We start from the raw sequence: 16,007 nt of genomic DNA, 5'->3' as shown, positions 1-16,007 counted from the left end.
AATCCATACTTTAGCGGCTGACATTCGGTGTGGCCGCGTTAAAGAACGAATAATCCGGCACTCTTGCAGGTAAAGGGGAACCCTCGCGTTCGACTTTGTGATTAACGCCCGAACAACGAAGGCTTATCGGCGGTTTTTAAAAGACGTCACAAAATACCGTGGATTGCATTCAGCCGAATATGACGGCTATCCTGTCGGTTAGGCAGGATCGATCGGAGGCCTCCCCGGGCCGCTTGCGTTTACATGACACTTATATTATAGGCCACGCGTCCGCGTAGACACCCTTGGAGGCAACGCGGATGAGGATGGGCACTGCCCGCCTCCGGTCCGACGACATAAGGCCTTTAGCCGGTCGCGGGCTCTCCAAATAACCTCGAAAGGACTAGCCATGAGCCACGAAACTTACGAGCTCAAGGCCGAGGCGCGCGAACGGGTTGGTAAGGGGTCCGCCCGTGAACTCCGCCGCAACGGCTTTATTCCCGCTGTCATCTATGGTGACAAGCAGGCCCCGATTTCTATCGCTATCAACACCAATGAGGTGACGAAGCGGATTCATGCCGGTGGCTTCATGACCACCGTTGCGACCATCGACGTCGACGGCAAGAAGTATCAGGTTCTGCCGAAGGACTACCAACTCGACCCAGTCCGCGACTTCACGATGCACGTCGATTTCCTGCGCGTATCCGGCAACACCCAGGTTACCGTTGAAATCCCGGTCCACTTCATCAATGAAGAAAAGTCCCCGGGCCTCAAGGTCGGCGGCGTCCTGAACATCGTTCGTCACGAAGTCGAAGTTCACTGCCCGGCTAACGCGATCCCGGAATTCTTCACGGTCGACCTCTCTGGCCACAAGATCGGCGACAGCATTCACATTTCGGAAGTCACGCTGCCGAAGGGTGTCACGCCTGTCATCGCCGATCGCGACTTCACCATCGCGACGATTATTGCTCCGGCTGCCGGCGTCGACGAAGCTGCCGCCGAAGGCGAAGCAGAAGCCTGATCGCTTCTATCAATTTGTAAAGCATAAGGCCCGCTTTCCGTGAGGAGAGCGGGCTTTTCTTTGCCCGAAAAGGCCCATTTCAGCAACATTTAACACATTCATGGAAGCATGCTCCCGCTGTTGCGAAGTTTCCGCCCCGCTGAGTAACCGCAGAATATTCCGACCCCCGTGGAGCAAACGGAACCATGAATAATTCCGTTGAGAACAGATTTTTTTCAATTGTTTGCGGCGCGCTGCTTATTTTTGTAGCTCCCCTGTTTGTTCTTTTTCTTTTCCTTTCTTCCGAGCGAGCCGACAAGGAAATACGTGACCATATTTCCGTTCTTCTTGTTGCGAATGCCCAGGCGCTGGCCAAGCCGCTTTGGGATCTCGATGCCGACAGCGTAACCCAGATCAGCGCGACGGTCGTTTCGCAGGGAGCCATCGTAAGGGTGGAAGTACGCGACCAGTCCGGTGAGCTCGACGTCAGCCAGTCCACCATTCCGAAGTCTTTCAACGGCAAACTGGTGCAGGTTTCCCGCGCCATCATCTACAACACCGTCGACGGCCCCAAGAACCTCGGCAGCATCTCCGTCTTCTATCCGGCACTCGGCCTGTTTTCCGGCTTGAAGCAGGAAGAAGTCGTTTTCATCTCGATCTTCATTTTCGCGGTGCTGGCCGTTTTTGCGACCGCGCTCATCGGCAACCGCATCTTCGTCATCAAGCCTCTGATGCGTCTGACGGCCGCGATCGAAGCGACCCGCCAACTCGGCTCCCGCCACCATGTCGATTGGCAGTCGAACGACGAGATGGGCCGCCTTGCCCAAAGCTTCAACGAAATGCAGACGAAGCTCGAGAACGAGGAAACCGAGCTGAAGCTCGCGCATCGCCGCACCACCGACATCTACAATCTGACCCCCGCGATGCTCTTCTCCCTCGACGAAGAAGACCGCATCACCGCTGTCAGCGATTACTGGCTGCTTGCGACCGGCTATCACCGTTCCACCGTGATCGGCCGGAATTTCTCCGATCTCGTCACGCCGTTCACCCGTGACAAGTTCATCAAGCGCAAGAGCCAGCGCGAGAACGGCACCGGCGACGTGACCGTCAAGTTCGTCTGCATGGACGGCCGCATCATGGATGCCCTCATCATGGAAACAGCGTTGACGACCCAGGGACAGGAAGGGCAGTCGCTTTCCGTCATGACCGATGTGACAGAACTCAAGGCTTCGGAAGATCGCAACCATCGCCAAGCTATCACCGACCATCTGACAGGCCTCCTGAACCGCCAGGGTTTCGAGGCTGTACTCGATAGCAAGATTGCAGCCGCCGATGCCGCCGATCAGGAACTCGCCTGTCTCTTCGTCGATCTCGACCGATTCAAATGGATCAATGACAATATGGGCCATGCCGCAGGCGATGCAGCCCTCATCGAACTCGTTGAGCGTCTAAAGACCCTGCTTGCGCCCTCCGACGAAGCTGCCCGCCTCGGTGGCGATGAATTCGCCATCCTTCTGCCGGCGAAGAATGCCGAAAAGCGCGCCAGCGCCCTTTCCGACCAGATCGCTTCGATCTTCGAGAAGCCCTTCGGGCCGGACATGCATCTCAGCGCCTCCATCGGTATCGCCATCTACCCTCGCCATGCCACGACCGCCGCCGAACTGCTGCAGAAGTCCGACATGGCCATGTACGCCAAGAAACGCGACGGCAAGAATGGAGCTCAGATCTTCGACAACGGCATGCTTGATCATGCTCGTCGCCGCGCTGAGATCGAAGCTCATATCGAAGCTGGTCTCGCCGACGACTGGTTCGAGGCCTATCTTCAGCCGATCGTCAAGCTAAACGGCCGCGGCATTGCCGGTTTCGAGGCGCTGATGCGTCTCAACCACCCGCAAAAGGGCCTCATGCCGCCGGCCGAGATCATCAGCGTCGCCGAAGAAACCGCCAAGATTGTCCGCGTCGGCAATGTCATCATGGAAAAGGCAGTCGCCAATCTGGCAAAGATTTCCCGCCTGCCGGGCATGCAGGATACCTATCTTGCAATCAATTTCTCGCCGCTTCAGTTCGAGCCGGCGCTCGCTGCCCGCCTTGCAGCCATACTGGGCCGCCACGGCATCCTGCCGGATCGTATCGTCGTCGAGATTACGGAAGCCGTGCTGATGCACGACAACCCGCAAATCCGCATGGTCGTGGCCGAATTGCGTCGTTTCGGCTGCCGCATTGCGCTTGATGATTTCGGTACGGGCTATTCGTCGCTGAGCTATCTCAACCGCTTCCCCGTCGATATCATCAAGATCGACCAGTCCTTCACCCGCGCCATCAATGATGCGGACGATGACGTGCGCCAGAAGAGCCGCATGCTGATCGAAGGCATCACCACGCTGTCGCATAAGATGAACTGTACCGTCATTGCCGAAGGCATCGAAACGGAGGAGGAATGCGGAACGCTGCATCAGATGGGCCTCGACTATGGTCAGGGCTATCTGTTCCACCGTCCGCAGAATGCCACCAAGCTGATCGAGGAACTGAGCAGTTCCCTGCCGAACGTGGCGCGCGCTTCATGAACTGACGAGATATGAGAGGTATCGCGATGAAAAAGCTGCTGCTTCTTGCTCTTCTTACCCTGCCCTGCTTAGCCGCGTCGGCCTCTGCCCAGACGATAGCCTTCGTGACGGAGGAATACGCCCCCTTCAACTACCGCGAGGGAAAGGTGATCAAGGGTGCGACCGTCGAACAGGTCGAGAAGGTCATGGCTGATATCGGTGTCGGTTATACGCTCGACGTGATGCCTTGGGCGCGAGCCTTTAGCCTGGCCCGCTCAACGCCGATGACCTGCGTTTTCGCAACCGCACATAATGCCTCCCGCGCCCCCCTTTTCAAATGGGTCGAGCCGCTGCTCGTTGATCGCAACATCCTGATCACCCGCAAGGGATCTGGCGTCTCGGCCGCAAATCTCGAAGACGCAAAGAAATACGTGATCGGCACGCAACGCGACGATTACACCGAAGTGATACTGAAGGAGAAGGGCTTCACCAAACTCGATCTCGCCAGCGATTTCAACGCGACACTGCGCAAGCTGCTCGGCGGCCGCATCGACATGATGCCGATCTCCGAACTCTACTTCGACAAGCTGAAGACCGACCAGCCGCTGGAAATGGTGACCGTTCTCTCCTCTCAACCGATGGGCATTGCCTGCGAGAAGAACTTTCCCGACGACCTTCTGACTCGCATGCAGGCCTCGCTCGACAAGCTGATCGCCAGCGGCGAGCAGAAGCAGATCTTCCTGAAATACGGCCTGCGTCTCCTGAACTGACTGTCGCTTGCCTTTCCCACTTGACTTTGCTGCTGTTTCGCTGTCGTGAACGGCGACAGCTCTTGTAAGGAAGACAGGCCATGCTGATCATCGCGGGTCTCGGCAATCCCGGCGCGAAATATGCCGGCAACCGGCACAATGTCGGCTTCATGGCGGTGGATGCCATCTATCGCCGCCACACCTTTTCGCCCTGGTCGAGGAAATTCAAAGCCGAGATCTCCGAGGGGGAGCTTGCCGGCGAGAAAGTCCTGCTGATCAAGCCGCAGACCTTCATGAATCTATCGGGCGAATCCGTTGGCGAAGCCATGCGCTTCTATAAGCTGCAGCCTGCAGATCTCGTGGCAATTTATGACGAACTCGACCTGCCGGCTGGTAAGGCGCGGCTGAAGATCGGCGGCGGCCATGGCGGCCACAACGGCATCAAGTCGCTCGACGCTCACTGCGGCAGAGAATACCGCCGGCTGCGTATCGGCATCGGCCACCCCGGCGCCAAGGAACTCGTGCATAACCATGTGCTCGGCGACTTTGCCAAGGCCGATAGCGCCTGGCTGGAGCCTCTGCTGGATACGCTCGCAGACAATGCGGAGATGCTGGTCCGCCACGAAGATTCCCAGCTGATGAACAAGATCGCGCTAGCGCTCGGCGGCAAGGCGGAAGACGAAAAGCCGAAGCCGGAGAAGAAGCCGGCGGGAAAATCCCATATCCATCAGGCGCGCAATCAGGGCCAGCAGAAACTCCCGGCAACCGGGCCGATGGCCGAGATGCTGAAGAAGATGTTCGGCAACAAGAGCGAATGAGCGGGATGGCGAGTGGGAATTTTACCATCCGGCGAGCAGCCTCCGCCGACCTGCAGAACCTGCTCGCGCTTTACAGGCACATCAATTCCACCGATCGGGAGCTTGCTCCTGAGTTAGCGCAGGACCGTTTCTCTGCCATTCTGGCCCAGCCCGGCATGACGGTTTTTATCGGCTTTATCGACGAGATCGCAGCATCGACGGTAACGCTGATCGTCATACCCAACCTGACGCGCAACGGCGCCTCCTATGCGCTGATCGAAAACGTCGTCACCCACGCCGGTCATCGCAAACAGGGCTATGCCGGCAAAATCATCCGGCATGCGATCGCACAAGCCTGGGAAGCCGGCTGCTACAAAGTGATGCTGCTGACAGGATCGAAAGATCCGGCAACGCTGCGTTTCTATGAAAATTGCGGCTTCCTGCAGGACAAGACCGGTTACCAGATCCGCCGACAGTCATAGACCGGAAACGCTTGGGAGCCTGCTATTCCTCGGGCTCCGTGGTGAACATCAGCGGGAAGCCCATCTCCTTGGCAAGGTCGATGGCCTCCTTGGCTTTTGTCTCCGCAATATCCTTGGTGCAGACCACGACCACGCAAGAGCCGAGCTTGTGTGCCGTCATCATCACACGATATCCGGCATCCTCGCTCATTCGGAAGACGGCTCTCAGCACCATGATGACGAACTCACGCGGTGTGTAATCGTCATTGACGAGAATGACCTTGTAGAGCTTTGGCTTATCCAGCTTGGGCTTCGTTTTGGTCTTGGGTTTTAAGGCAATATCGTTGTCAACCATCGGAAATCCGCCCGTTGATGACATGGGAAGGGGTTTCGTTCTAACTAAACCTTTTCGATTGCAGAATTTCGACACCTCATGCCAAGGGAAATCCCACGCCATAAGAATAGGACCGGTACGCCCTATCGGCAAGGCAGCTGCGAGAAAAGCTCTCCAAGACTTGACCGCTCCCCTCCTTTATCCCATAGCCACGGCCAAGGAATTCCAGAGAACAGCAGGTTTCAGCCATGGGCTTCAAATGCGGTATCGTCGGCCTGCCGAATGTCGGCAAATCGACCCTCTTCAATGCGCTCACCAAGACGGCTGCCGCGCAGGCGGCAAACTATCCCTTCTGCACGATCGAACCGAACACAGGCGAAGTGGCCGTGCCCGATGAACGCATGCGGAAGCTTGCGGACATTGCGAAGTCGAAGGAAATCATCCCGACCCGCATCAACTTCGTCGATATTGCCGGCCTCGTGCGTGGTGCGTCTAAAGGTGAAGGCCTCGGCAACCAGTTCCTCGCCAATATCCGCGAAGTCGATGCCATCGTGCATGTGCTGCGCTGCTTCGAGGACGGCGACATCACCCACGTGGAAGGCCGCATCGATCCCGTTGCCGACGCCGAAACGATCGAGACCGAACTGATGCTCGCCGACCTCGAAAGTCTTGAGCGCCGCACCGAGCAGACCCGCAAGCGCGCCACCGGCAAGGATAAGGATTCCATGGCCATGCTGCCGATCATGGAAGCCTCGCTCGCCCTGCTGCAGGATGGCAAACCCGTCCGCACCCTGCTTTCCAAGCTCGACGCCGAAGAAATCCGCATCCTGAAGGGGCTGAACCTCCTGACTTCCCATCCGGTTCTCTACGTTTGTAACGTGTCGGAAGGCGATGCGGCGACCGGCAACAAATATACCGAAGCCGTCGCCGCGATGGCAAAAGCACAGGGTGCCGAAACCGTGATCATCTCGGCTGCGATCGAGTCAGAAGTCGCCCAGCTGCCCGATGAGGAAGCCAAGGAGTTCCTCTCGGCTCTCGGCCTCGACGAAGCGGGCCTCGATCGCCTGATCCGTGCCGGCTACAAACTGCTCCACCTCATCACCTATTTCACCGTCGGTCCAAAGGAAACGCGCGCCTGGACGATCGAGCGCGGCACCAAGGCCCCGCAGGCGGCCGGTGTGATCCACTCGGATTTCGAGCGCGGCTTCATCCGCGCCAACACCATCGCCTATGACGACTATATCCAGTTCGGCGGAGAAGTCGGCGCCAAGGAAGCCGGTAAGGCGCGCGACGAAGGCAAGGAATATGTCGTCCAGGATGGCGACGTCATTCACTTCCGCTTCAATACGTAATGCACAAGGCGCGTCGCACAAAGTGTGCGGCGGTTTTGCGACAACGACATGCGTCAAACGAAAAACTAAAGCTGCTGTCGCTCACGCAGGCGGCAGCCTTTCCACGACGGTTGACGGCAAAGCGCGCAGCACGATGCGCCGAAGCGGCATCCAGCCGGTGCCGATGACCAGCACGATCACGCCGACGACTACGAGCGTTCCGAAGATGTAAGTATCGACGGTCGCACTTCCCTGCCTGAATATCCCATAGATCGCCAGTCCCAGCGTCAGCAGGCCCGACGTGACGAAGGCGCGCCGATCGATGATCAGACCGATCAGCATCAGCAACGCGACGATTATGACAACGACTGGCGTCTTAAAGGAATTCGCATCCATGATGTCCAGCCAGCCCCCATCGAGTGAGAGCAATAGCCGGATGCTGTAAAGCAGGGCCGGCGCCGCAACGAGATGAAGCCAGAAGGCAACATCCGATCGCGTCGTCCGGCGCAGCCTGTCGCTGATATCGAAGCCGAGCGCGGCAACGAACAGACCTGTGGCGCAGGCAAACAGGATGATCGAGACGAGCGCGGCATGATTGAGGATGAAGGCATCGTCGCCGCTCGCCCATTGCAGCAGGCGGAAGACGAGCGCAAGGATAAGGGCAAGACCGGAGAAGATCGAAAGCGCGAGGGCAAGCGGCACACGGTAGCGCAGATAGAAAAGCCCCATAATGACAGGGAATGCAACGATGAACCCGTCGATACCCTCGCCAGTCAGCCATAGATCGGCATTGGACGGATAAAGTGACAGCATCATCCGGAAAGTCCAGGCAAAGACAGCCAGCGTCAGCACGACGGCCGGCAGTGCAAGGCGCTGACGCTTCACGACGATTTCCGCCAGCGCTAGGATTGCTGGCAGCACCGCATAAAGGGAGGTGAGCCCCCAGAGACCCGCGAGCGCAATCAGGATGCCGATCGTGATCAGCACGTCGTGGAAGCCGCGCACGAAGCGCGGCGTTTCAGTATCAGACCAGGCTGGTTCAGAATCTGCTTTGGCGCGCTGCTCGACGACGACGCCACGCGCCGCAAGGAACGGCGCCAGCCGCTCGCCGGCCTCGGCGGTGATCAGTCCTTCGCGCGCCGCCTCATCGAGTATCGACCTTAGTTCAGCCATGCTGTTTATCCCTACGGAATCATTGAGCCCGCGCGGATGCTATTGTAAGCAATGAGGCCTGCCTATGATGGGAGGCCTTGATGCCTGCAGAAAAGCTCGCCTATGAGGATTTCCAACCCGGTCGGCGCTTTCCGCTCGGCCCGAAAGCCGTAACGGCGCCGGAAATCATCGAATTTGCTACCGAGTTCGATCCGCAGCCGATGCATCTGGATGAAATTGCCGGCCGCGCGAGCATCCTCGGTGGACTTGCCGCCTCCGGGTGGCACATCTCGGCGATGTTCATGCGCATGATGGCCGACAGCTATGTGTTGAATTCCCTATGCGAAGGCGCGCCCGGCGTCGACTTCATGGAGTGGCGCAAACCTGTGCTGGCAGGCGACACGCTCTCCGGCCATTCGACGGTGCTGGAGGCGCGTGCCCTCCGCTCGCGTCCCGGCCTCGGCATCGTCAAGTTTCGCCATGAGGTGGAAAATCAGCGCGGCGAACTGATCTGCCTGTCGGAAAATTCCGTCATCTTCGGCATGCGTGGCAGGCCTGAGGCCCGCGCATGAGGATGATCGAACTCTACGCCGCCGGTGAGAAAAGCGAGATCGGCACCTATGTCTTCACGGAAGAAAAGATCCTCCGCTTCGCCCGGAAATACGATCCGCAGCGCTTCCATACGGCCAAGGATGCGGCCCGGGACACGATGTTTGGTGGGCTCTGCGCCTCCGGATGGCATACGACGGCCGCTTGGATGCAATGTTTCCTCAAATACTGGATGGCGGAGATCGACCGGCTGAAGAGCGAAGGCCTGCAACCGCCGAACCTCGGTCCCTCGCCCGGTTTCCAGAAGCTGCAATGGCTGAAGCCGGTCTTTGTCGACGAGACGGTCAGCTATTCCGTGACCTTTCTCTCCGGCCGCCCGCTCGCTTCGCGGCCGGGCTGGCATATCAACAGCATCCTCTGCGAAGGCGTCAACCAGCACGGTATTCCCATCATCCGCTTCGAAAGCAGCGTGCTGGAATTCGAGTGATGTGACAGAAGCAATGCCAGCAAACGCCTGAACGGCTCTGCTGGAATTGACGCGCTCAGTGACCAGCAAACTCTACGAGAGTATGCACGTCGACGCCGAGATCCTCGAGTTTCTTGCGGCCGCCGAGATCTGGCAGGTCGATGACGAAGCAGGCGCCGACGACCTCCGCGCCGATCTGGCGAAGAAGCTGCGTCGCCCCGACAGCGGTGCCGCCCGTGGCGATCAGATCGTCGACGAGGATCACCTTCTCGCCCGGCTGGACGGCATCGCGATGCATCTCCATCTCGTCCACGCCATATTCCAAGCTGTAGGCGATGCGCACCGTCTCATGCGGCAGCTTGCCCTTCTTGCGGATCGGTACGAATCCCGAGGATAGCTGATGTGCGACCGCGCCGCCGAGGATAAAGCCTCGCGCTTCCATGCCGGCGATCTTGTCGACCTTCAGGCCAACATAGGGCTGTACAAGCTCATCGACCGCGCGGCGAAAGGCACGCGGATTGCCGAGCAATGTCGTGATGTCGCGAAAGATGATGCCGGGCTTGGGGTAATCCGGAATGGAGCGGATGCTGGCCGCAAGCTCCGAAAGCGTATGGTTCATCGAAAATCCGTATCTGCGAGGGCATGAAACGCGGGCACACTACAGCATCGGCCCGCAAATCGGAATCGATTTTCGGAAAGCCTGATGCGTCGATTCAAGGAGTAGAACTGCGCCGAACCAAACCAAATAAAAAAGGCGGCCGACAAGCCGCCTTTCGTTGAGAATGAAGATCGCTTAGTGATCAATCCGGGAATAGACCGACCGCTTGGTCAGATAGATCAGCACTGTGAAGATCAGCAGGAAGATCATGACCATAAAGCCAGTGCGCTTGCGCGCTTCGAGGTGCGGTTCGGAAGCCCACATCAGGAACGAAGCAACATCCTTGGCATACTGGTCGACCGTCTGCGGCGAGCCGTCATCATAGGTGACCTGGTCGTCGGAGAGCGGCTTCGGCATGGCGAAGGCAGCGGCAGCGTGAAAATACGGATTGTAGTGGGCACCTGCCGGAACCTGGAAGCCCGCCGGCGCCTCTTCATATCCGGTCAGCAGCGAGTAGATATAATCCGGACCGCTTTCCTGGTACTGGGTAAAGATGTCGAAGACGAACTGCGGGAAGCCGCGCTCGACTTCGCGTGCCTTGGCGAGCAGCGACATGTCAGGCGGAGCCGCGCCATTGTTTGCGGCAGCAGCTGCTTCTGCATTCGGGTAGGGCGACGGAAAGTGGTCTGATGGGACCGCCTTGCGGGTGAACATTTCGCCGCTCGCGTTCGGGCCGTCCTGGACTTCGTAATTCGCAGCGAAAGCCTTGATCTGCGCATCCGAATAACCAAGATCGCCCAACGTACGGAAGGGCACGAGGTTCATCGAGTGGCAGGCGGAACAGACTTCCGTATAGACTTTCAAACCGCGCTGCAGCTGACCCTTGTCGTAATGGCCGAACGGGCCTGCGAAGGTCCAGTCGAGTTCCTTCGGCTCCTTCAGCGGATAGTGCGGCGTCGCACTTTCCTCGTGATGAGCGGCCGGAGCGGCTTCCTGGGCAAACGCGATGCCGCCGAGGCTGGCTGCGACAGCGAGCGAGAGAATGCTTGCAACAAGCTTTTTCATATTTCTATCCTTCCCGTCGCTCGTTCAGGCCGCTGCACTGGCCTTGGCCGCGGCCGTCTTGTTGCGCTTTTCGAGGACCGCTTCGGTAATCGAGTTCGGAATACGGCGCGGTGTTTCCACTAGGCCGAGAACCGGCATCGCGACCAGGAAGAATGCGAAGTAGAGGAGCGTGCAAAACTGCGAGATCATGACGAAGACACCTTCAGCAGGCTGCGAACCGAGCCAGCCGAGGACGATCGCGTTGATCACGAACAGCCAGTAGAACAGCTTGAACCACGGACGATAAACCGCCGAGCGGACTTTCGAGGTGTCGAGCCAGGGCAGGAAGAACAGCACGATGATGGCGCCGAACATGACCAGGACGCCGCCGAGCTTGGAGTCGATCGGCCCAACATTGAAGGTGATCGAACGCAGCATTGCGTAGAACGGCAGGAAGTACCATTCCGGAACGATGTGGGCCGGAGTCTTCAGCGGGTCGGCTGGAATGTAGTTATCGGCGTGGCCGAGATAGTTCGGCAGGTAGAAGACGAAATAGGCGTAGACGATCAGGAAGACCGAGACGCCGAGCGCATCCTTGAGCGTTGCGTAAGGCGTGAAACGAACGGTATCCGTTTTGGTCTTGACCTCTACGCCTGTGGGGTTCGTCTGGCCGGTGACGTGCAGGGCCCAGATGTGCAGGACGACGACGCCGGCGATCATGAAGGGCAGCAGGTAATGCAGCGAGAAGAAGCGGTTCAGTGTCGGCTGATCGACGGCGAAGCCGCCGAGCAGGAACTGCTGAACCCACTCACCGACCAGAGGGAAAGCCGAGAAGAAACCGGTGATGACGGTCGCGCCCCAGAAAGACATCTGACCCCAGGGCAAAACGTAGCCCATGAAGCCGGTCGCCATCATCAGCAGGTAGATGACAACGCCGAGAATCCAGAGAATTTCGCGCGGCGCCTTGTAGGAGCCGTAGTAGAGGCCGCGAGCGATGTGCAGATAGACAGCGACGAAGAAAAAGGATGCGCCGTTGGCGTGCAGATAGCGCAGCAGCCAGCCGTGATTGACATCACGCATGATCTTTTCAACGGAGTTGAAGGCGATCGTGGTGTCGGCGGCATAATGCATGGCGAGCACGACGCCCGTCAGGATCTGCACGATCAGCATGACGCTGAGCATGGCGCCGAATGTGTAAGCGTAGTTCAGATTCCTCGGAACCGGATAGGCAACGAAGCTGTCATAGATCATGCGCGGCAGTGGAAGGCGCGCGTCGACCCATTTTTCCAAGCCGGTTGATGGCTCGTAGCTGGAATGGCCACTCATAAATCAGTCTCCCCTCAACCGATCTTGATCTTGGTATCGGACAAAAATGAAAATGTCGGAATCGCCAGGTTCTGCGGCGCCGGACCTTTACGGATGCGGCCAGCCGTGTCGTAGACCGAGCCATGGCAGGGACAGAACCAACCATTGTACTCACCGGCTTGACCAAGCGGAACGCAGCCGAGATGGGTGCAGGTGCCGATCATAACGATCCAGTTTTCCTTGCCCTGGCCGCCCGAGCGGTCGGCACCCGTTGCCGGAGCGTCTGCAGGGAGGTTTGCGTTGCGAGCGATCGGATCTTTGAGATCGGATAGCTGGACATCCGCTGCCGCCTTCACTTCTTCCGGCGTACGATTGCGGATGAAGATCGGCTTGCCGCGCCACTTGACCGTCAGCGACATGCCAGGCTCGAGGCTCGCGACATCGACTTCGATGGAAGCCAGCGCCAGCGTCGAGGCGTCCGGACGCATCTGGTCGATAAACGGCCAAGCGACCGCAACGGCGCCGACTGCACCAGCCATACCAGTGGTGAGATAAAGGAAATCACGGCGAGTGGGCTCTGAAGCCTCGCTTGTCGTTACGTGTTCGCTCACGGCTTAACCATCCTCTGCGCAATTGTCGCGGAATTCCGCCCTGCCCCTCCAGGCGGCGAATCTACCAGAACAAATTTCGGCCATAGATTCCCCACCAATCCGGCGCGTTCTATGCTTGATCGCAAATTATGTCCAGCCTTGGCAAGGGGACGGGGGCACAATGTCGCGGGAAATTTCAGTGAATTTTTTAAGGCAATCACTGGCTTGCAACTTTGCTGCATTGCAACAAACCGGGGGTCGTGTTAGGCGCTGGTGAGTTTGCCGTACGAATTTGGATTTGCGCCGATGAGGCATACAGTTTTCTGCGTATTGAGTGTCCTCATCACCATTGTCCTGGCCCTCGTTTCGCTCCGTTATGTCACCGATTTTTGGCTGCTTTCTTTCGTCTACAGCTTCCAGCTCCATCTGAGCCTCATCTGCGCCGTAGGTGCGGTCATCGCCCTGTTTTTCAAGCGGCACTGGTATGGTTTTCTGATGCTGGCGGTAGCAACCTTCCTGAATATTCACGGCATCATCATGCTACACGAATTCGCTGGCCGGACGCCGACTGAAGGAGCCCCTCGCCTTTTCCGGCTGATGTCCTTCAATATCGAGAATGACAATTTTGAAAACGGTGAGCGGATTGCCGATGCCATACTGGCTTCAGGCGCCGATGTCGTCGATATCATGGAGGCCGAGCCTGTCTTTGCGCAGTTGCAGCGGCTTCAGCAGCTCTATCCCTACCGTATAGGCTGCGATGCGAGCGCAACATGCGACACCCTTGTGCTGTCGAAGCGTCCCTTTGGCCGGCAGGAGATCCGTGACATTGGCGAGCTTTGGAAACAGCGGCTCGTATCCGCCTCGATAGATTTCGACGGAATGCCAGTCGATTTCCTGTTCCCTCATCTGTCCAAGCCATATTTTGACGATTTCCAGGCTGACGAGCTCCAGGATCTCGCGGCCCTCACGCAGGTCCACACGGGCGCGCTGGTGGTGGCCGGAGACTTCAACTCCTCGATCCTCGCGCCGACGATTCAACACTTTCTGCGGGGCACCGGCCTCTCCACGGCTTTCCCCGAACCAACCACCTGGCCGGTCGCCGCCGGGCCGTTCGGCATCAGCATCGACCATATTTTCGCAAGGCTGCCGCTGCTCATCCGCTCGACGAGCCGGCTGGACGACAGTTTCGGCTCGAACCACTACGGCCTAGTCAGCGATTTCGTTCGCCAATAATGAGGACGCATCGTCATCGCCGGAGGCAAGGAACCCACCAGACTGGCGTGCCCATAGCTCGGAATAAAGCCCGCCGTGCTTCAGGAGCGCATCATGCGTGCCTTCCTCGATGATCTTGCCGCGGTCGATCACGACAAGCCTGTCGAGCGCCGCGATCGTGGAAAGCCGATGGGCGATGGCAAGAACCGTCTTGCCTTCCATCACTTGGTTGAGGTTCGACTGGATCACCTCTTCGACTTCCGAGTCGAGCGCCGACGTTGCCTCGTCGAGGACGAGGATCGGCGCATCCTTGAGCATCACGCGGGCAATGGCGATGCGCTGGCGCTGGCCGCCTGAAAGCTTGACACCGCGTTCGCCGACATGCGCGTCGAAACCCTTCCGCCCCTGCTGGTCCCGCAGGCGCTCGATGAAATCGAGGGCTTCAGCGCGCCTAGCCGCCTCGACGAGGCGTTCCTCGCCTGCGTCGGGCCGGCCGAACAGGATGTTGTCGCGCACGGATCGATGCAACAGCGATGTATCCTGGCTGACCATGCCGATCTGCATGCGCAGCGATTCCTGTGTGACGGAGGCGATATCTTGCCCGTCTATCAGGATGCGCCCGCCTTCGAGATCATAGAGACGCAGAAGTAGATTCACGAGCGTCGACTTGCCGGCGCCGGAACGGCCGATAATGCCGACCTTTTCGCCTGGACGGATCGTCAGCGAGAAATTATCGATGACCGCATTTTCTTTGCCGTAATGGAAAGACACATTTTCGAAGCGGATGCCCGGCTGCTTGATGACGAGCTCCTTCGCATCGGGGCGGTTCACGAGATGCAGCGGCTGGGAAATCAGCTCGGCCGCATTCTGAATCGTACCCAGATTACGCATGATGCCGTTGAACTGCGTCATCAGCCGCCCAAGCAGGAAGTTCAGCCGCAGAACCAGCGTCAGAGAAAAAGCAACACCGCCCGAGCTGATGAGGCCGCGCAGCCAGAGATCGACGCTGATGCCGGCCATAGTGACGATCATCAGGCCTGACAGTAGCGCCATGGACGCACGCACGCCGGTAATGAAGCGCGTGAACCGCAGGACGGTCTCCTGATAAGCACTGAAGCCGCCGAGCATGTAGCGGTCGCTCTCTTCGTCGCGGGCAAAGAGCTTCAGCGTCTGAATATTGCTGTAGGCATCGACGATGCGGCCATTGAGCAGCGACGCCGCTTCTGCAGTTTCACGCGAGTGATATCGAATGCGCGGCACGAAATAACGGGCAAGCACGCTGAAAGCTGCCAGCCAGAAGAGAACCACCGCCGCCAGCGAGAAATCGAGCTTCCCGACCAGAACAAGGGTGGTGACTGCATAAATGCCGACGAACCAGACGCTTTCCATCAGCGATGTCACGAGATCGCCCGTCGCCTGCCCCGCCGACCAGACTTTGGTGACGATACGGCCGGAAAAATCACTCTGGAAAAAGGTGAGCGACTGACGCGACACATGCAGATAGGACTGCCAACGCGCAAGATTGTAGAAACCCGGCGTGATGACCTGCTGGTCGATCAGCGCGATCAGGAAGGCCACGACGAAGCGGACAATGCCGATCAGCGCCAGCATGCTGAAAAGTTCGCTGCCATGAGAGGCAAGAAGCGTACTCCAGCCGGTACCGGGCTTGATGGTTGCGAGAATGTCGACGAGCCGTCCGACGAACCAAAAGAGTGCCGCTTCGATTGCAGCCGACAAGCCGCCGAGCACCAGCATGGCAATAAACGGCCACTTGGCCTGGCCGATATAGAACCAGATGAATCCGAATGTATTGCGCGGCGGCTGGAGATTATCGCGGGCGCGGAAGGGATCTATCCAGGTTTCGAACAGGCGAAGGATCGGAGCAAGCAGCATCACC

General features: G+C 58.5%; 16 protein-coding genes. 9 read left to right on the top strand and 7 right to left on the bottom strand.

Features of this window, described 5'->3' with window-relative positions:
• The first annotated feature begins 388 nt into the window (after positions 1-388).
• From FHX15_RS01965 to FHX15_RS01945, 5 genes are all read left to right on the top strand, one after another.
• A complete protein-coding gene (locus FHX15_RS01965; RefSeq protein ID WP_184393197.1) occupies positions 389-1,000 on the top strand; it encodes a 50S ribosomal protein L25/general stress protein Ctc in 612 nt (203 codons plus the stop codon).
• A 185-nt stretch (positions 1,001-1,185) separates the two neighbouring features.
• Entirely contained in the window at positions 1,186-3,543 is a 2,358-nt protein-coding gene (locus FHX15_RS01960; RefSeq protein ID WP_184393196.1) for an EAL domain-containing protein, read from the top strand.
• A gap of 26 nt (positions 3,544-3,569) precedes the next feature.
• Complete coding sequence (locus tag FHX15_RS01955) at positions 3,570-4,292, top strand: substrate-binding periplasmic protein (RefSeq protein WP_184393194.1); 723 nt, start codon at positions 3,570-3,572, stop codon at positions 4,290-4,292.
• Between the two features lie 80 nt (positions 4,293-4,372).
• Positions 4,373-5,089: an aminoacyl-tRNA hydrolase gene (pth, locus tag FHX15_RS01950; RefSeq protein WP_184393192.1), complete on the top strand. Its 717-nt coding sequence runs from the start codon at positions 4,373-4,375 to the stop codon at positions 5,087-5,089.
• Positions 5,086-5,550 carry an N-acetyltransferase family protein gene (locus tag FHX15_RS01945; RefSeq protein ID WP_409526991.1) on the top strand — a complete coding sequence of 155 codons (465 nt, stop codon included), beginning with the start codon at positions 5,086-5,088 and terminating at the stop codon, positions 5,548-5,550. Before pth ends, FHX15_RS01945 begins: the two co-directional genes overlap by 4 nt.
• A gap of 22 nt (positions 5,551-5,572) precedes the next feature.
• Here FHX15_RS01945 and clpS read toward each other — a convergent pair whose 3' ends face one another.
• Entirely contained in the window at positions 5,573-5,884 is a 312-nt protein-coding gene (gene clpS, locus FHX15_RS01940; RefSeq protein ID WP_132653646.1) for an ATP-dependent Clp protease adapter ClpS, read from the bottom strand.
• A gap of 227 nt (positions 5,885-6,111) precedes the next feature.
• Here clpS and ychF point away from each other — a divergent pair, with 227 nt between their 5' ends.
• Positions 6,112-7,215, top strand: coding sequence for a redox-regulated ATPase YchF (gene ychF, locus FHX15_RS01935; RefSeq protein WP_184393188.1), 1,104 nt, complete (start codon positions 6,112-6,114; stop codon positions 7,213-7,215).
• Between the two features lie 81 nt (positions 7,216-7,296).
• On the opposite strand, the gene FHX15_RS01930 is transcribed toward ychF, so the two are convergent.
• Positions 7,297-8,367, bottom strand: coding sequence for a hypothetical protein (locus tag FHX15_RS01930; RefSeq protein WP_184393186.1), 1,071 nt, complete (start codon positions 8,365-8,367; stop codon positions 7,297-7,299).
• Positions 8,368-8,447: 80 nt separating this feature from the next.
• Between FHX15_RS01930 and FHX15_RS01925 the strand changes: the two genes are divergently transcribed.
• Positions 8,448-8,918, top strand: coding sequence for a MaoC family dehydratase (locus FHX15_RS01925; RefSeq protein ID WP_184393183.1), 471 nt, complete (start codon positions 8,448-8,450; stop codon positions 8,916-8,918).
• Positions 8,915-9,382, top strand: coding sequence for a MaoC/PaaZ C-terminal domain-containing protein (locus tag FHX15_RS01920; RefSeq protein WP_184393182.1), 468 nt, complete (start codon positions 8,915-8,917; stop codon positions 9,380-9,382). Before FHX15_RS01925 ends, FHX15_RS01920 begins: the two co-directional genes overlap by 4 nt.
• A 55-nt stretch (positions 9,383-9,437) precedes the next feature.
• Here the strand turns inward: FHX15_RS01920 and FHX15_RS01915 are convergent, their stop codons facing one another.
• From FHX15_RS01915 to petA, 4 genes are all read right to left on the bottom strand, one after another.
• On the bottom strand, positions 9,438-9,980 hold the full coding sequence (locus FHX15_RS01915; protein ID WP_184393180.1) for an adenine phosphoribosyltransferase: 543 nt from the start codon (positions 9,978-9,980) through the stop codon (positions 9,438-9,440).
• Positions 9,981-10,154: 174 nt separating this feature from the next.
• Positions 10,155-11,024 (bottom strand): cytochrome c1, encoded by an 870-nt coding sequence (locus FHX15_RS01910; protein ID WP_184393178.1) that lies wholly within the window; start codon positions 11,022-11,024, stop codon positions 10,155-10,157.
• Between the two features lie 24 nt (positions 11,025-11,048).
• Positions 11,049-12,329: a cytochrome b N-terminal domain-containing protein gene (locus tag FHX15_RS01905; protein ID WP_184393176.1), complete on the bottom strand. Its 1,281-nt coding sequence runs from the start codon at positions 12,327-12,329 to the stop codon at positions 11,049-11,051.
• A gap of 14 nt (positions 12,330-12,343) precedes the next feature.
• Positions 12,344-12,919: a ubiquinol-cytochrome c reductase iron-sulfur subunit gene (gene petA / locus FHX15_RS01900; protein WP_184393174.1), complete on the bottom strand. Its 576-nt coding sequence runs from the start codon at positions 12,917-12,919 to the stop codon at positions 12,344-12,346.
• A 285-nt stretch (positions 12,920-13,204) separates the two neighbouring features.
• On the opposite strand from petA, the gene FHX15_RS01895 reads away from it, so the two are divergent.
• Entirely contained in the window at positions 13,205-14,131 is a 927-nt protein-coding gene (locus FHX15_RS01895; protein WP_184393171.1) for an endonuclease/exonuclease/phosphatase family protein, read from the top strand.
• Here the strand turns inward: FHX15_RS01895 and FHX15_RS01890 are convergent.
• Complete coding sequence (locus tag FHX15_RS01890) at positions 14,105-16,003, bottom strand: ABC transporter ATP-binding protein (protein WP_184393993.1); 1,899 nt, start codon at positions 16,001-16,003, stop codon at positions 14,105-14,107. The two genes, FHX15_RS01895 and FHX15_RS01890, sit on opposite strands and share 27 nt — an antisense overlap.
• Positions 16,004-16,007 lie beyond the last annotated feature (4 nt).

Source organism: Rhizobium sp. BK650, from assembly GCF_014195325.1.
GTDB lineage: Bacteria > Pseudomonadota > Alphaproteobacteria > Rhizobiales > Rhizobiaceae > Rhizobium.
Note: the sequence above shows the minus strand (reverse complement) of the source record. Positions and strands in the feature narration are given on the sequence as shown.